The 21,662-nt window shown below is 61.8% G+C and carries 24 protein-coding genes; 7 read left to right on the top strand and 17 right to left on the bottom strand.

What is annotated here, in order from left to right; all coding sequences use genetic code 11:
- Nucleotides 1–170: 170 nt before the first annotated feature.
- The 3 genes from B5P46_RS16230 to B5P46_RS16220 form a co-directional block, all read right to left on the bottom strand.
- Entirely contained in the window at nucleotides 171–1,154 is a 984-nt protein-coding gene (locus B5P46_RS16230; protein ID WP_129419548.1) for an NAD-dependent epimerase/dehydratase family protein, read from the bottom strand.
- A gap of 98 nt (nucleotides 1,155–1,252) precedes the next feature.
- Nucleotides 1,253–1,789: a helix-turn-helix transcriptional regulator gene (locus tag B5P46_RS16225; RefSeq protein ID WP_129419547.1), complete on the bottom strand. Its 537-nt coding sequence runs from the start codon at nucleotides 1,787–1,789 to the stop codon at nucleotides 1,253–1,255.
- 76 nt (nucleotides 1,790–1,865) lie between these two features.
- Nucleotides 1,866–2,198: an ArsR/SmtB family transcription factor gene (locus B5P46_RS16220; RefSeq protein WP_129419546.1), complete on the bottom strand. Its 333-nt coding sequence runs from the start codon at nucleotides 2,196–2,198 to the stop codon at nucleotides 1,866–1,868.
- 69 nt (nucleotides 2,199–2,267) lie between these two features.
- On the opposite strand from B5P46_RS16220, the gene B5P46_RS16215 reads away from it, so the two are divergent.
- Together B5P46_RS16215 and gnd are read left to right on the top strand one after the other, a co-directional pair.
- The gene (locus B5P46_RS16215) at nucleotides 2,268–2,750 is read left to right on the top strand and encodes an SRPBCC domain-containing protein (RefSeq protein ID WP_129419545.1); all 483 of its coding nucleotides are present in this window, start codon (nucleotides 2,268–2,270) and stop codon (nucleotides 2,748–2,750) included.
- Nucleotides 2,751–2,887: 137 nt separating this feature from the next.
- Nucleotides 2,888–3,919 (top strand): phosphogluconate dehydrogenase (NAD(+)-dependent, decarboxylating), encoded by a 1,032-nt coding sequence (gene gnd / locus B5P46_RS16210; RefSeq protein WP_129419544.1) that lies wholly within the window; start codon nucleotides 2,888–2,890, stop codon nucleotides 3,917–3,919.
- 289 nt (nucleotides 3,920–4,208) lie between these two features.
- Here the strand turns inward: gnd and B5P46_RS16205 are convergent, their stop codons facing one another.
- Complete coding sequence (locus B5P46_RS16205; RefSeq protein ID WP_129419543.1) at nucleotides 4,209–4,586, bottom strand: DoxX family protein; 378 nt, start codon at nucleotides 4,584–4,586, stop codon at nucleotides 4,209–4,211.
- A gap of 233 nt (nucleotides 4,587–4,819) precedes the next feature.
- Between B5P46_RS16205 and mprF the strand changes: the two genes are divergently transcribed.
- Nucleotides 4,820–7,423 carry a bifunctional lysylphosphatidylglycerol flippase/synthetase MprF gene (gene mprF / locus B5P46_RS16200; RefSeq protein ID WP_129419542.1) on the top strand — a complete coding sequence of 868 codons (2,604 nt, stop codon included), beginning with the start codon at nucleotides 4,820–4,822 and terminating at the stop codon, nucleotides 7,421–7,423.
- On the top strand, nucleotides 7,420–8,802 hold the full coding sequence (locus tag B5P46_RS16195; protein ID WP_129419541.1) for a virulence factor family protein: 1,383 nt from the start codon (nucleotides 7,420–7,422) through the stop codon (nucleotides 8,800–8,802). Before mprF ends, B5P46_RS16195 begins: the two co-directional genes overlap by 4 nt.
- Nucleotides 8,803–8,848: 46 nt before the next feature.
- Here B5P46_RS16195 and B5P46_RS16190 read toward each other — a convergent pair whose 3' ends face one another.
- The 10 genes from B5P46_RS16190 to ruvC form a co-directional block, all read right to left on the bottom strand.
- A complete protein-coding gene (locus B5P46_RS16190; protein WP_129419540.1) occupies nucleotides 8,849–9,412 on the bottom strand; it encodes a DinB family protein in 564 nt (187 codons plus the stop codon).
- Nucleotides 9,413–9,503: 91 nt separating this feature from the next.
- Nucleotides 9,504–10,016 (bottom strand): NUDIX hydrolase, encoded by a 513-nt coding sequence (locus B5P46_RS16185; protein WP_129419539.1) that lies wholly within the window; start codon nucleotides 10,014–10,016, stop codon nucleotides 9,504–9,506.
- A 7-nt stretch (nucleotides 10,017–10,023) separates the two neighbouring features.
- Nucleotides 10,024–10,926, bottom strand: coding sequence for a metallophosphoesterase (locus B5P46_RS16180; protein ID WP_129419538.1), 903 nt, complete (start codon nucleotides 10,924–10,926; stop codon nucleotides 10,024–10,026).
- Nucleotides 10,927–11,967 (bottom strand): Holliday junction branch migration DNA helicase RuvB, encoded by a 1,041-nt coding sequence (gene ruvB, locus B5P46_RS16175; protein ID WP_017968121.1) that lies wholly within the window; start codon nucleotides 11,965–11,967, stop codon nucleotides 10,927–10,929.
- Complete coding sequence (locus B5P46_RS16170) at nucleotides 11,964–12,368, bottom strand: PIN domain-containing protein (protein WP_129419537.1); 405 nt, start codon at nucleotides 12,366–12,368, stop codon at nucleotides 11,964–11,966. Before B5P46_RS16170 ends, ruvB begins: the two co-directional genes overlap by 4 nt.
- Nucleotides 12,365–12,649: an AbrB/MazE/SpoVT family DNA-binding domain-containing protein gene (locus B5P46_RS16165; protein WP_064651256.1), complete on the bottom strand. Its 285-nt coding sequence runs from the start codon at nucleotides 12,647–12,649 to the stop codon at nucleotides 12,365–12,367. The genes B5P46_RS16170 and B5P46_RS16165 overlap by 4 nt, the downstream gene beginning before the upstream one ends.
- A gap of 74 nt (nucleotides 12,650–12,723) precedes the next feature.
- Nucleotides 12,724–13,338, bottom strand: a complete 615-nt coding sequence (gene ruvA / locus B5P46_RS16160) for a Holliday junction branch migration protein RuvA (protein WP_129419536.1) — start codon at nucleotides 13,336–13,338, stop codon at nucleotides 12,724–12,726.
- Between the two features lie 13 nt (nucleotides 13,339–13,351).
- Nucleotides 13,352–13,765: a type II toxin-antitoxin system VapC family toxin gene (locus tag B5P46_RS16155; protein ID WP_129419535.1), complete on the bottom strand. Its 414-nt coding sequence runs from the start codon at nucleotides 13,763–13,765 to the stop codon at nucleotides 13,352–13,354.
- A complete protein-coding gene (locus tag B5P46_RS16150; RefSeq protein ID WP_017961997.1) occupies nucleotides 13,765–14,016 on the bottom strand; it encodes an AbrB/MazE/SpoVT family DNA-binding domain-containing protein in 252 nt (83 codons plus the stop codon). The genes B5P46_RS16155 and B5P46_RS16150 overlap by 1 nt, the downstream gene beginning before the upstream one ends.
- A 57-nt stretch (nucleotides 14,017–14,073) precedes the next feature.
- A complete protein-coding gene (gene ruvC / locus B5P46_RS16145; RefSeq protein WP_129419534.1) occupies nucleotides 14,074–14,583 on the bottom strand; it encodes a crossover junction endodeoxyribonuclease RuvC in 510 nt (169 codons plus the stop codon).
- A gap of 241 nt (nucleotides 14,584–14,824) precedes the next feature.
- Here ruvC and B5P46_RS16140 point away from each other — a divergent pair, with 241 nt between their 5' ends.
- A complete protein-coding gene (locus B5P46_RS16140; protein ID WP_129419533.1) occupies nucleotides 14,825–17,140 on the top strand; it encodes a methyl-accepting chemotaxis protein in 2,316 nt (771 codons plus the stop codon).
- Between the two features lie 125 nt (nucleotides 17,141–17,265).
- Nucleotides 17,266–18,267, top strand: a complete 1,002-nt coding sequence (locus B5P46_RS16135; RefSeq protein WP_129419532.1) for an LLM class flavin-dependent oxidoreductase — start codon at nucleotides 17,266–17,268, stop codon at nucleotides 18,265–18,267.
- A gap of 78 nt (nucleotides 18,268–18,345) precedes the next feature.
- Here B5P46_RS16135 and B5P46_RS16130 read toward each other — a convergent pair whose 3' ends face one another.
- The gene (locus tag B5P46_RS16130) at nucleotides 18,346–19,092 is read right to left on the bottom strand and encodes a YebC/PmpR family DNA-binding transcriptional regulator (protein ID WP_011653412.1); all 747 of its coding nucleotides are present in this window, start codon (nucleotides 19,090–19,092) and stop codon (nucleotides 18,346–18,348) included.
- Nucleotides 19,093–19,233: 141 nt separating this feature from the next.
- Here B5P46_RS16130 and B5P46_RS16125 point away from each other — a divergent pair, with 141 nt between their 5' ends.
- A complete protein-coding gene (locus B5P46_RS16125) occupies nucleotides 19,234–19,737 on the top strand; it encodes a pyridoxamine 5'-phosphate oxidase family protein (protein WP_029871965.1) in 504 nt (167 codons plus the stop codon).
- Between the two features lie 83 nt (nucleotides 19,738–19,820).
- Here the strand turns inward: B5P46_RS16125 and B5P46_RS16120 are convergent, their stop codons facing one another.
- Nucleotides 19,821–20,666, bottom strand: coding sequence for an MBL fold metallo-hydrolase (locus tag B5P46_RS16120; protein ID WP_129419531.1), 846 nt, complete (start codon nucleotides 20,664–20,666; stop codon nucleotides 19,821–19,823).
- Nucleotides 20,667–20,834: 168 nt separating this feature from the next.
- Nucleotides 20,835–21,659 carry a TIGR00282 family metallophosphoesterase gene (locus B5P46_RS16115; RefSeq protein ID WP_129419530.1) on the bottom strand — a complete coding sequence of 275 codons (825 nt, stop codon included), beginning with the start codon at nucleotides 21,657–21,659 and terminating at the stop codon, nucleotides 20,835–20,837.
- Between the last annotated feature and the right edge of the window lie 3 nt (nucleotides 21,660–21,662).

Below are 21,662 nucleotides of genomic sequence, written 5' to 3'. Positions count from 1 at the left end.
CCCGGCCTGGATTCGATTTCCCGATGGCACAACACGCCCTGGATTTCGTCACCCCATATCCCCGGCAGACGGTCTATGACGGGATCATGATGTCTGGATGACGCTTTTCAGTGAAAAGCCCATGCCAAAAGGTGTGAGGCTTTTGCATATCCGCATTTCAGCTCGCTGCTCTATCCGACCGGGTAAGGCCCCTCGGCAAAGACCTCGTCGTGGTAGCCTTTGGAGCCGACATCCAGCGCCAAGGGGCTTCGCCATTCCTTGTTGTCGCGCAGGCAATCGAGCACGAAACGGAAATCATATCGCGGCTGCCAGCCGAGCTCCCGCCTTGCGCGTTCGTTGACGTAGACGCGGTCGAGTGTCGGGAACATTTTCCAGCCTCGTTCGGCATAGAGTGCATCAGCACCCGGGAACAGTCGTTCGACGACGTGAGGCGCGTCGTGCCGGATCGCGGCAAGATCGCTCGCCGAAAATGGCGTCGTGGCGGAGACGATGTAGCGGCCGAAGCCGATCGCCGGCGCCCTTTCGAGCGCCAACAGATGGGCGCCGACCGCGTCGCTGATATCGACGCGGCGGTGAAGAAGCTCGTTGGCCTGGGCATTCTCTGCTGAATAGAGGTTGCGAATGTTAGGATCGTCGTCGTTCTCGGGAAAGAAACGCGACGTCCTGAGAATGGCGACCGGCAGGCCGGATCTGCGGGCGAAGAGTTCGCACAGACCTTCGGCGGCGAGCTTCGTCGCGCCGTAGATGTTTTTCGCGGCGGGAAGCACGTCCTCAGTCACCCAGGCTGCCGGTTCGCCGGCAGCCGGCGTCAATGCCGCGCCGAAGGTGCTGGTGGTGCTGGTGAAGACGAAGCTTGCAACGCCTGCTGCGGCCGCTTCTTCGAGCACGTTGAGTGTGCCGGCGATATTGGTGTCGAGGAAATCGTAATTGTCGTGGGTCGCCACATGCGGCTTGTGCAGCGTCGCGGCATGGATGACGTGGCTGATGCCTGACATCGCCTGCCTGATGAAGGCGCGATCGCTGATCGAGCCGACCATGTCGGTAAAAGCCGAGGACTTGATATCGATGCCGCGCACCCAGCGGCCTTCCGCCCTCAAGGTCCGCATCAGCGCCTCGCCGAGATGGCCGGCACTTCCCGTCACCAGTATCGTCATCACATCGTCTCCTGACCGTTTAGGCGGCGGACGCTATAAAGACTGACGTTTCCGGACAACGCATAAATTATGCATGGGAGTGCAGGAAAGCTTGAGGCTCAGCCGATGGTCGTAACAAGGCGGCCGGCGCTACCGTCGGAAAGCATGATCCGTTCCCAGGTGACGCGGCCGGCGGCGATCGGCAACAGCGCATTGCCGTTGGCGCCGGTATCGAGGGTCAGCGACGATAGCCTGCCCTCATGCCAGCCGCGCTCTTCGAGCGACTGCTCGGCGGCGGCGATTTCGGCGGAGGCGTAGGAGAACAGAGAATGGCCGAGAAAGGCGTCGAGCGGCGCCCGCCACTCCGCCTGCCGCCGGCGAGAGGCGGAGAGCAGCCGGTGGGTGCGGTCGCAGATCAGATGCACCGGCCGGACGGAATCCTCGACCAGCCGCTTTAGCGCCGCATCGACTGCCGTATGTCGCGGTGAGGCGAAAATCCGTTCCAGCTTGATTGCCTGTTCGGGCGAGAGGGCGAGCTGATCGCGCTCCCAGCGCGAAACCGTCGCCTGGTTGACGCCGAGGAGTTCGGCAAGATGTCCCTGCTTCATGCTGCGCAGCAGCCGCATGCGGCGTATGCCGGCCCCCGATATCGTCATCTGCCTGATCCCGTGCCGTTTTCGCCAGCATAAGGCTTCGGCCGGCCGGGCGGCAAGGTGTTGGGCGGCCGGATCATTATTCGGGCTGGCCCTCGAGATCGCCTTTCAGCCGGTCGAGAATCGACAGGGAATGGCCGGCATAGGCGCTGATCCAGCGGTCATAGATGTGTTTGATCGGCAGGCTGTTCAGGTGGTTCCAGCGCTCGCGGCCTTCCTTCCTGGCAATGACCAGGTCAGCCTCTTCCAGTACCTTCAGATGCTGCATCACCGTACAGCGATCCATCTCCGGAAACATCTCGCAAAGGGTCCCCGTGGTTCGAGGGCCGTCCTTGAGCAGATCGAGGATTTCGCGGCGGCGATGATGCGCCAGCGCCTTGAAGACTGGGTCGTCGGTTGATTCGCTTGACATGTTATATTTTTATAACATAATGGCGCCAAGGACAATGGAACAAACACACTGGAGAAGAGGAGAAGTGTCATGTCTCTCGGAATCCGCGTTTCCGGCCGTATCGGCCGCCCTGTCGCAGAAGTGTTCGATGCCGTCGTCAACCCGAAGAAGCTCAGCAGTTATTTCACGACGATCGGCGGAGCGAGCGCGCCGCTCGTGAAGGGCACCACGGTGACGTGGTGGAAGGATGCGCCGGTCGAGGTCGTCGATCTGGTGCCGGAAAGCCGCATCGTGCTGCGCTGGGATGGTGGCACCGGCGAAGACAAGACGACCTATAAGACGCTGGTGGAGATGAACTTCAAGCCGCTGGAAGACGGCGGCACGCTGGTGACCATCGCCGAGACCGGCTGGCGCCAAGATGAGGCCGGCCGGCGCGGCACCTATCTCAACTGCGAAGGCTGGACGCAGATGCTTTGCTGCATGAAGGCCTTTGTCGAATACGGCATCAATCTGCGCGAAGGCATGTTCCTCAGCGAAATGAAGGGTGAGCCGGCCAGCGCCCCTGATGTTTGAACGAGTGCGTCGCTGTCAAGAAGATCGGCGGCGCAATCGTCGCATTCGCCAATATCACCGAGACTTTGCTTGCCTGTCACACTGCGGGTGCTAATTTCCGGATTCGATACTTCATTTCGGTTTCCAGGAGATTCATTATGCAGCTTGGCATGGTTGGTTTGGGCCGCATGGGCAATTATATGGTCCAGCGCTTGATGCGAGGCGGTCACGAATGCGTCGTCTACGACGCCAGGCCGGAAAGCGTTGCCGCGCTCGCAGGCCTCGGCGCGACCGGCAGTGCCTCGCTCGCGGAGTTCGTCTCGAAGCTCGCCCATCCGCGCGCGATCTGGCTGATGCTGCCGGCAGCGATCGTCGACAAGGTACTGGCGAGCCTGGTGCCGCTGCTTGAGAATGGCGATATCGTCATCGACGGCGGAAACTCCTATTATCATGACGACATCCGCCGCGGCGCCGACCTCATCACCAAGGGCATCCACTATGTCGATGTCGGCACAAGCGGCGGCGTCTTTGGCCTCGAGCGCGGTTATTGCCTGATGATCGGCGGCGAGAAGGGCATCGTCGAACACCTTTCCCCGATCTTCGCGACGCTGGCGCCCGGCGTCGGCAAGACGGAAGCCTCGCCGAACCGGAGCGCCGAAGCCGCTGCTGCCAGCACTGCGGAGCAGGGTTACCTGCATTGCGGTCCACATGGCGCCGGTCATTTCGTCAAGATGGTACATAACGGCATCGAATACGGCCTGATGGCTGCCTATGCCGAAGGTATCAATATTCTGAAACACGCCAATATCGGCGCTGCCTCGCACGTGGCCGATGCGGAGACTGCGCCGCTCGCCCATCCGGAACATTTCCAATATGATTTCAACCTCCAGGATGTCGCCGAAGTCTGGCGCCGCGGCAGCGTCATCACCTCCTGGCTGCTCGATCTTACGGCCGATGCGCTGCATGCCGATCCTGCGCTGTCGAAATATGCCGGCCGCGTCTCGGACAGCGGCGAAGGCCGCTGGACGATCATGGCGGCAATCGACGAAAGCGTGCCGACGCCGGTGCTGAGTGCTGCGCTCTACGGTCGCTTCTCTTCGCGCGACAATGACGAATTCGCCAACAAGGTGCTGTCGGCGATGCGCGCGGGCTTCGGCGGCCACGTGGAAAAACCGGCCGCGAAATCCTGAAACAATTGAAAGCGCTACAGCGTCCTTTGCGGCTCTCGAAAAGACGAGTGGCGCTGTCGCGCGCGCCTTGATAGCCGAGGCCGTCAGCTCCTGAATTTAGGCCCCAGTTTAGCCGTGAATTTGAGATCGACGGTCCGGCTGCTCCGCCTGCCTTCCCGAATGATCTTCGTCTCCATCCTCCCGTGCCGACGGTGCAGGCAGCGGGCGGCCGCGACGCGAAGGGGATGCTGCTGTCGCGCGCTATGCAGCGCATGCGCGGGCGAACGGCGAGCCAGCCGCATGAATGTCCTCACACTGCGCCGGCTGCTGCGATCAGCAGGCCGCCGATGATCGCCATGTTGGTTTTCCAGGTATTGATCGCGCTGTCGCGCGCCGTTCCCTGCATGTCCCAGAAATTCAGCAGCATGATGGTGGCGGCAAGGGTGAAGATGATGAGACCGAATGCCGCTGCCGCGACAAAAAGGCCGAGCATCAGCAGGATGCCGGCGACGATCTGGAACATGCTGCCCAAGACCAGCACCCATTTCGCAAAAGGAACGCCGCGGGCTTCGATCGCATCGGTCAGCGGCACGATGACGAAAAAATGTTGAATGCCGCCAGCGACATAGAGGCCGCCGAGCAGCAGGCGGCCGAGGGCAAGCATCACGAAGGCCGAACCATCCTGCATATCGAACCTTTCTCCCGCGTCTCAACTCTCCATCGAGGGCAAGGCTCTGCTGAAGCTTACGAAAATGCAATGCATCGTGACGCCCGCCTGCGCAAATTCGCCCCAATTGAGGATGATTGAGGCGCAGGCGGCGGGGCTGGTAGCGGCGGCATGGCTTCATAGAGCTTATATGCCTCTCATGTTACGTCATCTGAAATGATTCCCGCCAGCTTGAAGTTGCAGCAGGGTACGAGATGTCGGGGCACGGCAATTTGGAAGAGATGGAAGAAACGGGCGGGTTTTCTTTTGGCGGACTAATCAGACGGTACAGAACTCCGCTGCTGGCAGCCGCGTCACTGGTGGTCTTCTGCCTCGTCGGTTACGCGATCATGCAGCTCACCAACGAGGTGCGCTATGACGACGTCGTCGGTGCGCTGGCCGCGACCAGGCCGAGCGCGATCCTGCTTGCGTTGTTCTTCACGGCGCTCAGTTTCCTCGCGCTGATCTTCTACGATCTCAACGCCATAGAATATATCGGCAAGAAGCTGCCCTTTCCGCACGTGGCGCTGACGGCGTTCAGTGCCTATGCCGTCGGCAATACCGCCGGTTTCGGCGCGCTTTCGGGTGGTGCGATCCGCTACCGCGCCTATACGCGCCTCGGGCTCTCGCCGGAGGATATCGGCCGCATCATCGCCTTCGTCACGCTGTCCTTCGGACTGGGGCTTGCGGGCGTCGCGGCGATCGCCCTCATGGTCATCGCCGATGAGATCGGCCCGCTCGTCGGCGTAAGCCCCTTCCTTCTGAGGCTGATCGCCGGTTCGATCGTCGCCATTCTGGGCGCGGTGATGATCGTCGGCCGCGATGGGCGCGTGCTCGATCTCGGCCCCGTGGCAATCCGCCTGCCGGATTCGCGTACCTGGTCGCGGCAGTTCCTCGTCACAGCCTTCGATATCGCAGCCTCGGCATCAGTACTCTATGTGCTGCTGCCGCAGACGGCCATCGGCTGGCCGGTCTTCCTCGCCGTCTATGCGATCGCCGTCGGTCTCGGCGTGCTCAGTCACGTTCCGGCCGGCCTCGGCGTGTTCGAGACCGTGATCATCGCGTCGCTCGGCAGCGCGGTGAACATCGATGCCGTGCTCGGATCACTGGTGCTCTACCGGCTGGTCTACCATGTGCTGCCGCTGCTGATTGCGGTGCTCGCGGTCTTGGCGGCGGAGCTGCGGCGCTTCGTCGACCATCCGGCCGCCTCCAGCATGCGGCGCATCGGCGGACGGCTGATGCCGCAGCTGCTGTCGGCTCTCGCACTGCTGCTCGGCGTCATGCTGGTGTTTTCGAGCGTCACGCCGACGCCGGACCAGAACCTCGAATTCCTCTCCAACTATCTGCCGCTGCCGATGGTCGAAGGGGCGCATTTCCTCTCCAGCCTGCTGGGGCTGGCCCTCGTCGTCGCCGCGCGCGGCCTCGGCCAGCGGCTTGACGGCGCCTGGTGGGTGGCTGTGTTCTCGGCAATTGCCGCGCTGACTTTGTCGCTGTTGAAGGCGATCGCGCTTGTCGAAGCCGCGTTTCTCGCCTTCCTCATCTTCGGGCTCTTCGTCAGCCGCCGGCTCTTTACCCGCCAGGCCTCGCTGCTCAACCAGGCGCTGACGGCGTCCTGGCTGATGGCGATCGCCGTGATCGTCGTCGGCGCCGTCGTCATCCTGCTCTTCGTCTATCGCGACGTCGAATACAGCAACCAGCTCTGGTGGCAGTTCGAATTCACCGCCGAGGCGCCGCGGGGCTTACGCGCCGTCCTCGGCATCACCATCATCTCGTCGGCGATCGCCGTCTTCAGCCTGCTCCGGCCGGCGAGCTTCCGGCCGGAGCAGGCGACGGACGAGGCCCTGGCGCGTGCCGTCGAGATCGTCATGAAGCAGGGCAATGCCGACGCCAATCTGGTGCGCATGGGCGACAAGAGCATTATGTTCTCGGAAAACGGCGACGCTTTCATCATGTATGGCCGGCAGGGCCGCTCCTGGATCGCGCTGTTCGATCCGGTCGGCGACCATCACGCCGTGCAGGAACTCGTCTGGCGTTTCGTCGAAGCGGCGCGCGCCGCCGGCTGCCGGGCCGTGTTCTACCAGATATCGCCGGCGCTGCTGTCGCATTGCGCCGATGCCGGCCTGCGCGCCTTCAAGCTCGGCGAACTGGCGGTGGCCGATCTCAGGACCTTCGAGATGAAGGGCGGCAAGTGGGCGAACCTTCGCCAGACGGCAAGCCGCGCCCAGCGCGACGGGCTGGAATTTGCCGTCGTCGAACCTGAAGACGTGCGCTCGGTCATCGATGACCTTTCCGCCGTTTCCACGGCTTGGCTCGAGCATCACAATGCCAAGGAAAAGGGCTTTTCTCTCGGCGCCTTCGATGCCGATTACGTCTCCTCGCAGCCGGTCGGCATCCTGAAAAAGGACGGCAGGATCGTCGCCTTCGCCAATATCCTCGTGACCGAATCCAGACAGGAGGGCACGATCGATCTCATGCGCTTCTCGCCGGATGCGCCGAAGGGCTCGATGGACTTTCTCTTCGTGCAGATCATGGAATATCTGCGCGCGCAGGGTTTCACCCACTTCAATCTCGGCATGGCGCCCCTTTCCGGCATGTCGAAACGCGAGGCGGCGCCCGTCTGGGACCGCATCGGCAGCACCGTTTTCGAACACGGCGAGCGCTTCTATAACTTCAAAGGCCTTCGGGCATTCAAATCCAAGTTTCATCCGCACTGGCAACCGCGCTATCTTGCGGTATCCGGAGGGGGCAATCCGATGATCGCGTTGATGGACGCGACATTTCTGATCGGGGGCGGATTGAAAGGGGTAGTGAGAAAATGATCAGGACAATCCTTCTTGCCACGGCATGCGCCTGCATGCTCGCGGCCGCACCGGCTGATGCTGCCGAAGAGACCACACAGAGCTTCGAAGCCGGGCTCATCCCGTCGCCGCACATCTTCCTGCCGGAAGGGGAGGTGAAGGGCACGGTGATGCTGATCTCGGATGCGGCCGGCTGGGGCGACTATGAGAAGGCCGAAGCCGACAGGCTGGTCGCTGAAGGCGCCGTCGTCATCGGCGTCGACTTCCCCTCCTATATCGAGGCGCTCAACCGGTACGACGTCAGCCTCAATGACGGCTGCGTCTACATGGTCTCGGACATCGAATCGCTGAGCCAGCAGGTGCAGCGCGCGACCGGTAACAGTGCCTATCACCTGCCGATCGTCGCCGGCATCGGCGAGGGCGGGGCCTTGGCGCTGGCGATTGCCGCACAGACGCCGGATGCGACGATCGGCCAGACGCTTGCTGTTGATCCGAAGGCCGGCATTCCGCTCGCCCAGGGACTTTGCACGCCGGCTTCCAAGCAGGTCGTCGGCCAACGCACCATGTATGGCCTCAGCGACGGCGCTCTGCCGGATCCGATCGTCACCGTCTTTACGCCCAATGCCGACAAGGATGGCAGGGCGCATGCCGAAGCGCTGAAGAAGATCCATGCTGCGATGGAGATCCGCGATTCCACCGACGATGCGCAGACGGTGTTTGCCGATACGCTCGACGATCTCGTCACCGCCTCCGGCGCCTTCGGCAATCCGCTCGGCCTGCCGCTGGCGATCCTTGAGGCGACCCCCGCTCTCGATACGATGGCGGTGATCTATTCCGGCGACGGCGGTTGGCGCGACATCGACAAGGAGGTCGGCGGCACGCTGCAGAAGGAAGGCATTCCGGTCGTCGGCGTCGATTCGCTCCACTATTTCTGGTCCGAGCGTAAGCCGGAGGAGACAGCCGGCGATCTTTCGAAGATCATCGACTTCTACCGCAAGCAGTGGAAGGTGAAGCATGTGCTGCTCGTCGGCTATTCCTTCGGCGCCGATGTGGTACCCGCCACTTACCAGCTCCTCAAGCCGGCTGAAAAGTCGGCGGTGGTGCAATTGTCGCTGCTGTCGCTGTCACACGAAGTCGACTACGTCATCTCCGTTCTCGGTTGGCTCGGCCAGAAAACGGATGGGGCCGGAGGCGATCCCGTCAGCGATCTGAAGAACATCGATCCGAAGCTCGTGCAATGCATCTACGGCAAGGACGACGATGACGATGTCGCCTGTCCGGCGGTGAAGGAGAGCGGCGCCGAGGTGATCGAACTGCCCGGCGACCACCATTTCGACGAGAATTACGACCTTCTTACCAAGACGATCATCGACGGGCTGAAGAGGCGGCTGCAGAATTAAAGCGTCGCGCGTCCGATAGGACGCTTAAGCGCGCTTTACCATGAAATCAGCGCATCAGCCTCTCTTCGCTCCAGCCGAGGTCGGCGAGTTCGTTGCCGCGAAACCGTGCATCGTCGGCGACGATGAATTCATCGAGCTGTGGCGGAGCGACGCTGGTGCCAGAGAGCATCGCATGCACCTGGCCGCGATGATGGGTCTGATGCTGGAAGAGATGCCCGAGCACGTCCTCCATCCGCTCCTGCTGGATGCGGGCGCCGCGATGGAGGCTGACGGTCGAGGCGAGCCTCTCCGGCGTCAGGGCCTCGCAAAGCGCCACTAGGCGCTGATCGACCTTCGCCTGCGCTTTCGCCAGCGAGGAGACGTCATCGAATGGTTCGTCGATCTCGAAGGCCTTGAGCCCGAGCGTGCCGCCTTCCAGGCCGTCGACATAGAACCAGTCGACCGTGATGATATGGTTCAAGGTTTCCTTGATCGAGGGGAAGAAGCTGGTGCGTGGCGCTTCGAATTCTCCAGGCTTTAAAGTCGCGCAGGCCTGAAGCAGCCGGCGGTTGGCAAGGGCGTTGTTATAGGCAAGTTTGCGGAATGGCCTGACAGGATCGAAGGTCGGCATCGGCGCATCTCCTCTTTAAGCGCTTTTGGCTACAGCGCCCGGGCGCCTTTTGAGGCGCACAAGGATGCTGTAACATTTTCAACTGCTTGCGTCAGTCTTTGCCGTCGAGATCGCCGTCCCGCCAGACGAGGTGACGTGGCGCAACGGGCAGGCTCTCGATTTCATCGGCGATGAAGTAGGGCGGGATGTCGAGTGCGGTCAGGGCACTACGCGTTGCCGGCACCCATTTGAACTCGAGATGGTTGTCGCCGTCCTCGACCCGATGGATGATCTGGCCGGACAAAAAGGGGAATTCCGGCGGGAGGTCCATCAGGTAATAGAGACCGAGTTCATGCCAGTCGCGTTGTTCGTAGCGGAAGAAGTTCTCGACGATCCACAGCAGCCGATGGACGGTCACGTTAACGCCCAGTTCCTCCACCATCTCCCGTTTCAGCGTTTCCTCCGACGTCTCGCCGATTTCCGCCCTGCCGCCTGGAAAGGTCCAGAAGGGCTCATGCACGGCGCGATGGACGAGCACGTGGCCATCGCGAAAGCCGAGGCCGGCAATGCGATAGTTGAAACGCTCAGTGCCCGCATTCAGGCGTATGAGAGTGCGCTTGGCCATGCCATTCTTATCCAAGATCGATCACGACAATTTCCGGCGGCACGCCGAAGCGAACCGGTGCGATGGAGCAGCCGAGGCCACCGGACACGATGATATTACGCCCCTCCTCGATCATATGGCCATAGGCGTAGCGGTTGCCGTAACGCGAGGGGACGATTGGCGAACGGCCGAGGAGGCGGATCTGTCCGCCATGCGTGTGGCCCGAGAGCGTCAGCGAGACCCGCTCGGGCACGCGCGGAAAGATATCGGGCTCATGGGCGAGCAGGATGACGGGCGCATCGTCCGTCACCTGAGCCATCGTTCCCTCGAGATCGTCGAGGCCGAGCATATGCGTGCGGCCCCATTTCCTGCCGGGCAGCAGCGCCAGCTGATCCTCGAGGCCCGCCAGCCAGAAGCCGCGGCCATCCTTTTCGAGCCGAACGGCGCGGTTGCCATAGACCCGGATGCCGACGTCGGCGAGGGCTCGGTGTCCGAATGTTTCCATCCCGCCGTTCTTCTGAGCGGTCCTGTCCTCCCACCAATCGTGGTTGCCCATGATCGCATGGACGCCGAGAGGGGCCTGCAAGGTGGCGAGCGCCTTCGACCATTGGCTCGAATGCACGTACTGCGTCACCATGTTCATGCCGGCGGCGTAATCGCCGAGCAGGACGGTGACGTCGCCTTCGAGTTCATTTGCCCTGTGGCAGATCGCGGCAATGCGGCTTGCCGACATCCAGGGTTCGCAGGCATGGAGATCGGCGAGCGCAACGACGCGCAGCTTGAGCCCCGGGGTCCATCCCGGCGGCGTCAGCTGATAGCGGGTGATGGCGAGCCGCGCGAGCGGTTCATAGGCGAAGGCGTAACCACCGAGCGACATAACGCCTGCGACACCGCCGCCAAGAACCTTGAAAAATCCGCGGCGTGTGATCACTCAGTTGTCCTCCTGGAACAGCCGGAACTGCGCAGCCTCCATATCCTTGGGCGGTTGCATTCCCAGATGTTTCCATGCGATTGCGGTCAGAACACGGCCGCGTGGCGTGCGCTGAATGAAACCCTGCTGGATCATATAGGGCTCGATGATGTCCTCGATCGCGTCGCGCGGCTCGGAAAGGCCGGCGGCAATGGTTTCGATGCCGACCGGGCCGCCGCCGAAATTGACGGCGATCATGTTGAGGTAACGTTTGTCGAGCTGGTCGAAGCCGACATTGTCGACCAGCAGGCGGGTCAGCGCCTCGTCGGCGATCTCGCGGGTGACGGCTTCCGCCCTTGCCACCTCGGCGAAGTCGCGCACGCGCCGCAGCAGCCGGCCGGCGATGCGCGGGGTGCCGCGGGCGCGTCTTGCGATCTCGCGGGCGCCCTCCTCGGTGATCGGCAGGTTCATCAGCCGCGCGCCACGGCGCACGATCAGTTCCAGCTCCTCGACGGTGTAGAAACTCAGGCGCACCGGAATGCCAAAGCGGTCGCGCAGCGGCGTCGTCAACAAGCCGAGGCGGGTGGTGGCCGCCACCAGCGTGAATTTCGACAGGTCGATCTTCACCGAGCGAGCGGCAGGGCCTTCCCCGATGATGAGGTCGAGCTGGAAATCTTCCATGGCCGGATAGAGGATTTCCTCGACTGCGGGGTTGAGGCGATGGATCTCGTCGATGAAGAGCACGTCGCGCTCCTCGAGATTGGTGAGCAGTGCAGCGAGATCGCCGGCCTTGGCGATCACAGGGCCCGACGTCGAGCGAAAGTTGACGCCGAGCTCTTTGGCCATGATCTGCGCCAGCGTCGTCTTGCCGAGGCCGGGCGGACCGACGAAGAGCACATGGTCCAGCGCTTCGCCGCGGTTTTTCGCCGCCTCGATAAAGACCTTGAGATTGGCGCGCGCTTCCGCCTGGCCGGTGAACTCGTCCAGCGATTGCGGGCGCAACGTGATATCAAGGTCTTCGCCCCGCTTTTCCGGCGATATCAGGCGGGCGGATTCGCTCATGAAAGAAGCTCCATACCTGGCACGGTCTTGAACGCGTGCCGGTCAAATGTCTTGGTCGCCTGGCATCCCTCATCCGCGGCGCGGTAGCCGATCAAGGCATCGGCAAAATCGGCGTCTCGCGTTTCCACGGCCCTCAGGGCCTTGATAACGAGGGTCTGGTTCTCGATGTCCAATCCCCTGACGCGTGTCAACTTGCCGATTGCCTCGACAACGTCCTTTTTCTTGAAGCCGAACCGTGCGCGCAGCGCCCAATCCAGTTCCAAGAGGTTCAGAAGCGAGAGAAATCCACGATAATCCCTGCCGATGCCTTCACCGAATTTCAGGGCGGCCGCCCTTTGCTCCGGATCATCGTCGACGATGAGCCTCAGCAGGACGTTTGTATCCAAGCCATAGGCAATCATGCCGCTACATCCGATTTCGATCGCGTGGCTTCGTTGACGACATCGCTGCCCGCAGCGTCGGTGACGGTAGCGTCGATCTCTTCCAGGGAAGCACGACCATTTGGAGGCGATCCCAGAAGGCCTGCAAGATCATTGAAGTTGATCGATTTCGGTGTAATCACGACTTCTCCGTCGATCATCGAGAAAACAAGCTGATCGCCAGGCTGAAGGCCGAGCGTGTCCCGCAACTCTTTCGGAAACGTTATCTGGCCTTTCGGTGAAAGGGTAAATTCTCCCCGCATGGATCAGCAGTCCTGTCTTTGTGCGCCAGTCGGAAAATTTGTCAATCGGCAGAAAAATGACATTTCATCCTACTCTATCGCGCAAGCTCCTTCAATCCCAGCCTGATCAGCTTGGCGCTGTCGGCGCCGTCGCCTGCAGTCTTCATTGCGGTGGCAATCGCGTTCGCCGCCTGGTCGCGGGAATAGCCGAGGTTGGTCAGCGCAGATACCGCGTCGGCGACCGGGGCGGCCGCGACCCCTTCGCCGAGTTCCTGCTTGAGGGCGATATTGATCGCTTCGCCGGCAAAGGCCGGCGCCCGGTTCTTGAGCTCGGTGACGAGACGCATCGCCACTTTCGGACCGACGCCCGGCGCACGCGAGACGGCGGCGCGATCCTGCAGGGCAATCGCATTGGCGAGTTCGCCTGGTGTCAGCGTCGAGAGCACGGCGAGCGCCACCTTGGCGCCGACGCCCTGAACGCTCTGGAGCAGGTTGAACCATTCCCGCTCCAGCGCGGTCATGAAGCCGAAGAGCCTTAGCTGGTCCTCGCGCACATAGGTTTCGATAAACAGCACGCAGGCCTCGCCGGCCGAGCCGAGCTTGGAAAGGGTGCGGGCCGAGCAATGGGCGACGTAGCAGACGCCGTGCACATCGACGAGCACATAGTCTTCGCCGATCTCGTCTATGGTGCCTTTCAGCTTGCCGATCATGGGTCGCGGTCTCTCAAGGATGCGTTTCGGGGGTTATAAGGTCAACGGAGGGGAAATAGGAGCGGTATCCGCTGGGATCGCGGGTCAAAATTCTGTAGCCCCTTATCGCCGCATGCGCGCCGATGAAGAAATCGGGCAATATCCGTTCGCGCCCACCGCCGGCGCGACGGTAAAGCCGGAAGGCCGCAGCAGCGGCGAATGCAGCCGGCCAAGGCAGATTCTCGCGGCGGAATTCATCCTGCGGCAGCAGTCGATCGACTTCGTCCACGTCGTCGTACCGAACGGAAAATTCGGAATAGATGATCGGGTTTATGAGGACAGGACCGTCTTTGAAGACGTCAAGCATCTTTCGACGCGACCAACCGTGCCAGTCCGAACCGACCACGGCCAGATCGACAAGTATGTTCGTGTCGACAAGTGTGGCCATCAGCGATCACGGGTCATCGACATAAGGTCTTCGGCATCGATCTCCTGATCGCCAGTGCCCTCGAGACGACGGATCGTCTGTATGAAACGATCCAGGCGGCCCCGATCCTCGATCTCCTGCTTGCCGTTCTTCGGCGAGAGAACGAGCTTGCCACCCTCTATCGAGAAAATGACCTCGCTATTGGCCTCGATGCCGACAAGTTCCCTGAGATCGCGAGGAATGGTGACCTGCCCTTTGGACGTAACACGCATCTTGTTGCTCCTTCATAGTAAGAATTATCCTTACCAATGGAACAAGTCAAGAACAAACTATCCGGCCAGCGCCTGTCGCATCCGGTTGCTGCCGCGATTATGCGCATGGCAGATGGCGATCGCCAGGGCGTCGGCGGCGTCGTTGCCCTTGAATTCGACCTTCGGCATCAGAATCTTCAACATCATGTGGATCTGCTGCTTTTCGCCGTGGCCGACGCCGATGACGGCCTTCTTCACGGCGTTCGGGGCATATTCGGAGACCGGCAGCCCGGCGCGTGCCGGCACCAGCATGGCAATGCCGCGGGCCTGGCCGAGCTTCAGGGTTGCCACCGCATCCTTGTTGACGAAGGTCTGTTCGACGGCGGCTTCATCCGGCTTATAGCTGTGGACGATCTCCGCCAGGCCGTCGTGCAATTGGCAAAGGCGGGAGGCAAGGTCCATGTCGCCATCGGAAGTCACGGTTCCGGATGCCACAAACCGCAGGGAATTGCCCAGCGTGTCGATGATTCCCCAGCCGGTGCGGCGAAGTCCGGGATCAATACCGACGATGCGAATCGTATTTTGCATGGTTCAACCTATAGCGATCGCGAAATAACTGCCATCGATATGTGAACAAAACAAAAACACTCCCGGATTTAAGCCCCGCCATTTACCGCGAATTAAAACAGATGCCTGAATTCTAGTCGTCAATACGAGAGGGGCTTCTTTTCGCGAAGATTAAGCCTCCGATGTTCTGTTTACAGGTCGGCCGATCAGGCATGCGCTGCATGCCCGGCTGGCAAGCGCGTTCAGAAGGGGTTCGTCGTACATGGCACAGAGATTTCAATCCCTGTCCTTCAAGGTCATTGTCACATTCATTCTGCTGACCGTGCTGTCGATCGCGGTCATCAACGTGCTGGCCTATTTCGCCAGCAGCCGCATCTCCGACGAGCAGGCGCTGAAGGCCAAGGAAAGCGTGTTGATCTTCCGCGGCGACATGCTGCAGGACCAGCTGGCGCAGCTTGAAAACCAGGCCAACTCGATTGCGCGCATCGAGGCGCTGCAAATGTCGATCACCAGCCTGAAGAGCGGCTGGAAAACCATCGAGAAAACCTCGGGCGACGCTCGTACCGAGCTGAAGAAGGTTTTCATATCGAACAATCCCAACCCGGCCGACCAGCGTGAGAGGCTTATGAAGCCGGAAGGGCCGAGCGGCTTTTATTATTCGAACCATGAGAAGACGCAGGGCGAAGTCGCCCGCGACCTCGAGGATACCGCCTTCAGCGACCTGCTGATCGTCGATCTCGAGGGTGCCGTGCTCTATTCCTATAAGAAGGAGGACGACTTCGCCGAGAACCTGAAGTCGGACGCCTGGAAGACAACCGGCGCCGGCATCGCTTTCGCCAAGGCGATCGAGAATACCGCCAAGGCGACCGATGACGCCGCGCCGACAGGCTTCTCCGGCCTTCGCGTCGATGCCGGCAGCGGCAAATCGGCGATCTTCTATGCCGTGCCGATCATCAAGCTTGGAGCGGCCAAGGGCATCATCCTCTTCAAGGTGCGCGACGAGATCGTCACCGGCATCCTCGCCAAGGGCATCGTCCAGGGCAGCACGGCGCGGGCGGCGATCGTCTCCGGCGATGGCTCCGCCATCGGCCTCGACGGAAGCGGCAAGCTTGCGACGCTCGATGCAACGCCCTTCACCTTCGTCAAGAATGCGCTTGCCAGTTCGGCGATGACGGTTGCCGATTTCGACCGGGCGGACGGTACGGCTCGTGCCTATGTCCGCGGCATCGACTATCGCGGCGACCGCTTCCTCGTTGTCGAGAGTGTGCTCTTGAGCGAGCTCAATGCCGGCTCGATCGAGATCGCCACCTTGCTGACGATGATCGGCATCGGCGTGCTAGTCGTCATGGCCGTCACGACCGGGCTCGTCACCAATTTGCTGTTTTCGCCGCTCGCGCGGCTTGCCGGCGTCACCCGCGATGTCGCCGACGGCAAGCTCGACAGCGAGATCGGCAGCCTGAACCGCAAGGACGAGATCGGCACGATGGCCAACGCGCTCGACCGCTTCCGCCACTCGCTGATCGAGAGCCGCGAGCTCGAAGCCGCCAGCGAGGAGACGCGCCTGCAGGCAGAGCACGACCGCCAGCAGAATCTGGCCGAGCGTGAGGCCGAGGCGAAAACGCTGCAGCAGGTGGTCGAGGCGATTGACGAGGGCCTGCATCATCTGGCGAGCGGCGATCTCGCCTATCAGATCGATACCCGCTTCCCGAACGAGCTCGAAAGCCTGCGCGTCAATTTCAACGAGGCGCTGGCGACGCTCAGTGAAACCATGACGGCCATCGGTGGCAACTCGATGGCGGTGCGCGCCGGCTCCGAGGAGATGCGCACCGGCGCCGACGAACTTGCCGGGCGCACCGAGCGCCAGGCCGGCTCGATCACCGAGACGGCGAATGCGATTAGCGCCATCACACAGTCGGTTCGCCGGCAGATCGAGCGGGCCGAGCAGGCCGAGCGCATCGCCCGCGACGCCAAGAACGAGACGACCGGCTCCGGCCAGATCATGCGCGAGACGATCGCGGCGATGGAGGCAATCCAGGCCTCCTCGCGCCAGATCAACACGATCATCTCGGTCATCGACGACATCGCCTTTCAGACCAACCTCCTGGCGCTCAATGCCGGCGTCGAGGCGGCGCGCGCCGGTGAATCCGGCAAGGGCTTCGCCGTCGTCGCCATGGAAGTACGCGAGCTCGCCCAGCGTTCGTCGAGTGCGGCCAAGGAAATCTCCAGCCTGCTGCAGAAATCGACGCATGAGGTCGAAAGCGGCGTTACGCTTGTGGAAAGAGCGGGCGTTGCCCTGACGGGCATCGGCGCCCATGTCGAGGCGATCAACGGCCAGATCAACGAGATCATGAGTGCGACCCGCGAGGAGGCCAATACGCTGCGCGAGATCAATAGCGCCGTTGCCGAACTCGACGCGATGACGCAGCAGAACGCCTCGATGGTCGAAGAGACGACGGCGGCGATCCACCGGCTGGCGACGGAAGCCCTGGAAATGGACCGCCAGCTCGGCAATTTCACGCTGCCGCCCGGCCACCACCAGCCGAGCGCCGAGGTGCATGTGCTGCGCCGTCATCGGTAAACGATCGCTTCTGACATTGCAGAAGGGTCGCGCTCGCGCGGCCTTTTTGTTTGCGCGCATGGTTTGGAATGGTGCGGGCGCGAACCTACATAGACGGCATCGTTCAACTGCCCGGCAGGTTTCCCATGGTTCCCTTCTCCATACTCGACCTTTCCCCCGTTGCCGAAGGCAGCACCGTGCGCCAGTCCCTCGAGGCCTCGGCGCGGATGGCTGTGAAGGCCGAGGAATTCGGTTACAAGCGCTTCTGGCTTGCCGAACATCACGGCATGCCTGGGATCGCCAGTGCTGCCACCGCCGTCGTTATCGGCCATGTCGGGGCCGCGACAAAGCGCATCCGCATCGGCTCCGGCGGTATCATGCTGCCCAATCATTCGCCGCTGGTCATCGCCGAGCAGTTTGGCACGCTGGAGGCGCTCTTCCCCGGCCGTATCGACCTCGGCCTCGGGCGCGCACCGGGAACGGACATGCGCACGGCACAGGCGCTGCGGCGTAACCTCGAGGCTGGCGCAAACAGCTTCCCCAACGACGTGGTGGAACTGCAGCAACTCCTCGATACGCCGGTCGAGAACCAGGCGATCCTCGCGGTTCCCGGCAATGGCTCACACATCCCGATCTGGTTGCTCGGCTCCAGCCTCTACAGTGCCCAGCTCGCCGGCATGCTCGGCCTTCCCTATGCCTTCGCCTCGCATTTCGCGCCCGACATGCTGCTCGATGCGATCGCGATCTACCGCGACCGCTTCCAGCCCTCGGCGACGCTCGACAAGCCGCATGTGATGGTCGGCGTGATGGGCGCCGTGGCGGCGACGGATGAGGAGGCTCGCTACCATTTCACTTCCGCAGAGCAGCAGTTCGTCAATCTGCGCCGCAATGTCCGCGGCCCGTTCCCACGTCCGGTGGCCGATATGGCGGATTTCTGGTCGCCGATGGAGAAGATGAATGTCGAACACACGCTGCGTTATGCTGTAGTGGGGTCACCGAAGACGGCGGAGGCGAAACTGACGGGGTTTCTACAGGAAACGCAGGCCGACGAGGTGATCATCTCGATGCCGATCCACGACATCGAGGCGCGGCTGACATCGGTGGAACTATTCGCAGGGCTGGGGAGCTTTATGCGAGCCGCCGCCTAGGATTTACACAGGGATCTTCCCGGCAAGAAAAAACCCGGCGTTGCAGCCGGGTTTTTATTTGACACCTGCCTGGGGAGATCAGGCCGAGAGCTTCGCCAGCACTTCTTCCGAGACTTCGAAGTTGGAATAGACGTTCTGCACGTCGTCATCGTCTTCCAGGCTGTCGATAAGTTTCAGCAGCGACTGGGCTTTCTCCTCGTCTACCGGCACGTTGTTCTGGGCGCGCCAGACGGCCTTGACGGTTTCGGCTTCGCCGAGGCTCGATTCCAGCGCCTTTGCCACTTCGCCGAGGGCTTCGAAGGCGCAGGTGATGTAGTGGCCGTCTTCGTCGGACTCGACGTCATCGGCGCCGGCTTCGATCGCGGCTTCCATCACCTTGTCGCCATCGCCGACGGAAAGCTTGTAGGTGATTTCGCCGACATGGTCGAAGGAGAAGGAGACGGAACCGGTTTCGCCGAGAGCGCCGCCGGCCTTGGTGAAGCTCGAGCGAACGTTGGAGGCAGTGCGGTTGCGGTTGTCGGTCAGCGCCTCGACGATGATCGCCGTGCCGCCGGGGCCATAACCTTCATAGCGGACTTCGTCATAATTTTCGCCGTCGGCGCCGGCTGCCTTCTTGATGGCGCGGTCGATATTGTCCTTCGGCATGGACTGGGCCTTGGCGTTCTGGATCGCCAGGCGAAGGCGGGCGTTCATCGTCGGGTCGGGCAGGCCGGCCTTGGCGGCAACGGTGATTTCGCGCGCAAGCTTCGAGAACATTTTCGACCGCACGGCATCCTGACGGCCTTTGCGGTGCATGATGTTTTTAAACTGTGAATGGCCAGCCATGGCACCCCTGTTCACGTCTCATTGTTCGGAATGGGCCGCCTTATAAGAGCGAAACGGCACCCGTTCAAGGAAAAAGCAGTTCGGAACAAAGGCGAGGGGATGACGTTTCAACCGAACTCCATCCAACGGAAAGGAACGGTCATGGCAAGTCTCAGCGAGGCGCAGGAACATCCAGCACGTCAGCTCTGGGATCAGGTCAACGGCGTTCACGCCGGCATGCTCGGAATTTCCGGACTGGACATGCACATGCAACCGATGGCGCCGCATGCCGATCCCACCACCAACACCATCTGGTTCTACACCAAGACCGACGCCGACATCGTGCGCGCCATCAAGCCCGGCAGCCGCGCGCATTTCTGCGTTATCGGCAAGGATCACGACTATCACGCCTGCCTCGCCGGTGTGATCGAGGTGCATCCTGACCCCTCCAAGATCGAGGAATATTGGAGCTCGATCGTCGCGGCCTGGTATGACGGCGGCAAGAAGGACCCCAAGCTCACCATGCTGTCCCTCCATGTCGACGATGCCGAGATCTGGGTTTCCACAGGCAACAAGCTGAAATTCGGCTGGGAGATCGCCAAAGCCAATCTCGACGACGACAAGATGCCGGATGTCGGCATCAAGCGCCATCTGCAGTTCGCCTGATGCAGGAATTCAAGGCGCTACAGCGTCTTTTGCGCGTCTGAAAAGACGCGCGGCGCTGTAGAAGGGAAACCGCCCGGCCTTTTTTACTGCACACCCTTCATGACATAGATCAGCGGCTTTTTCGGCAGGGTACGCATCGAGACGGTGATACTGTCATCGGGCGCATTGGCGACGTCGAAATCCTTGCCGAACATCGAAACGAAGGCTTCGACTGGCGGGCCGCGCCGGTGCATCGGCAGGATCAACGACGAGCGTAGTCGCTTGATGACGCGGCTCATGCTGTCGGCGCCCATGGTCAGGCCGCCATCGACCGGGACCATGACGACGTCGAGGCGGCCGATCTCGGTATAATGGGTATCCGTCAGCTCGTAATGCAGGTGGCCTAGATGGCCGATGCAGAGGCCGGCGATCTCGAAGATGAAGATGGAATTGCCGTTTTCGTGCGAGCCGCCGAGGCCGTAGCTGAAGCGGATATCCGTCGTGACGTTGCGGATATAGGCATCGCCGACGACGAGATTGACATTGGCCTTCTCGTCCGGAACATCGCTCCACCCGTGCAGTACGTGCTTGATTGCCGGATCGGGCGCCAAGGTGAAGTGGGTCGAGTGGGCCTTGTTCATGGTCACGACGTCGGGCATCGTCGCCGGCCTGTACCAGCCATTATAGTCTGTCGCGATGACGATGCCGCCCGGGGTCTCGATCGCGAAGGTGGAGTGGCCGAGGAAGGTAAGTTTGACGTCCTCGCCCTCAGAGACGGCAGGCATCAGCGGCGGAGCGCCGGAAAAGCTTGCGAAGGTCACCTTGGGGATGGTTTGCGCGATCGCCTGGCACTGGCTGACCGGTGGCAGCTGCTCTTGCGCCCCGGCAAGACTAGGCGCGGCGAAGGCCGCAAGGCATGCGATAGCGAGGACAAGATATCGCGGCTTCATGCCACCCCTCCGGCGCTCTATCACCCTTCAATCGGCGCATAATCCTTTCCGAAAATCGATTCCGATTTTCGGGGTTATGCGCGAGTGGCGGGAGGATGCGGCATGAGGCCGCAGGGGTCCAGACGGCGGATGCTCACAATTGCGTGTTGGATGGCTGCCCGTCGCCTGTTACCGCCAGAACTCCGGCACCGTCTCGGCCAGCCGGGGTCCGATCCGGAGCGGGGCGATCTTTTCGGCCAACCCCGTTGCATCGGAAATTTCCACGCCGACGCCGCAGATCGTCGCGGGGCCGTTCGCGGCTTCCATACGGCCCTTCGGCATCTTGGAGATGAAGCGGTTGAGCGGCTCCTCCTTGTCCATGCCGAGGGAGGAGTCGTAGTCGCCGCACATGCCGGCATCCGACATATAGGCGGTGCCGCCGTTCAGGATCTGTGCGTCGGCCGTCGGCACATGCGTGTGGGTGCCGACGACGAAGCTGGCGCGGCCGTCGACGAAATGGCCGAAGCACTGCTTCTCGCTGGTCGCCTCGGCATGGAAATCGAAGATGATCGCATCGGCCTGTTCCTTCAGCGGGCAGGCGTCGAGGATCACTTCCGCCGATTTGAAGGGGTCGTCGAGTTCGGGATGCATGAAGACCCGGCCCATGACATTGGCGACGAGCACGCGCGCGCCGTTCCTGGCATAGAAAAGGCCGGAGCCGCGGCCGGGCGTGCCTTGCGGATAGTTGGCGGGACGCAGGAATTGATCGTGGCGGCCGGCAAAAGCGACGGCTTCCTTCTGGTCCCAGACGTGATTGCCGGTCGTCACCACATCGGCGCCGGCATTGATTGTTTCCAGAAAGATGTCCTCGGTGATGCCGAAGCCGCCGGCGGCATTCTCGCCGTTGACGATGACGAAATCGAGCTTGAGGTCGGAAACCAGGCCGGGGAGGCGGTCCCACACCGCCGTGCGTCCCGTCTTGCCGACCATGTCACCCAGAAAAAGCAGCCGCATTCC

Origin of the sequence: Rhizobium leguminosarum, from assembly GCF_004123835.1 — a bacterium.
GTDB classification, from domain to species: Bacteria; Pseudomonadota; Alphaproteobacteria; order Rhizobiales; family Rhizobiaceae; genus Rhizobium; species Rhizobium leguminosarum_M.
The sequence above is the reverse complement of the archived record's forward strand: the minus strand, read 5'-3'. Positions and strand labels throughout refer to the sequence as shown.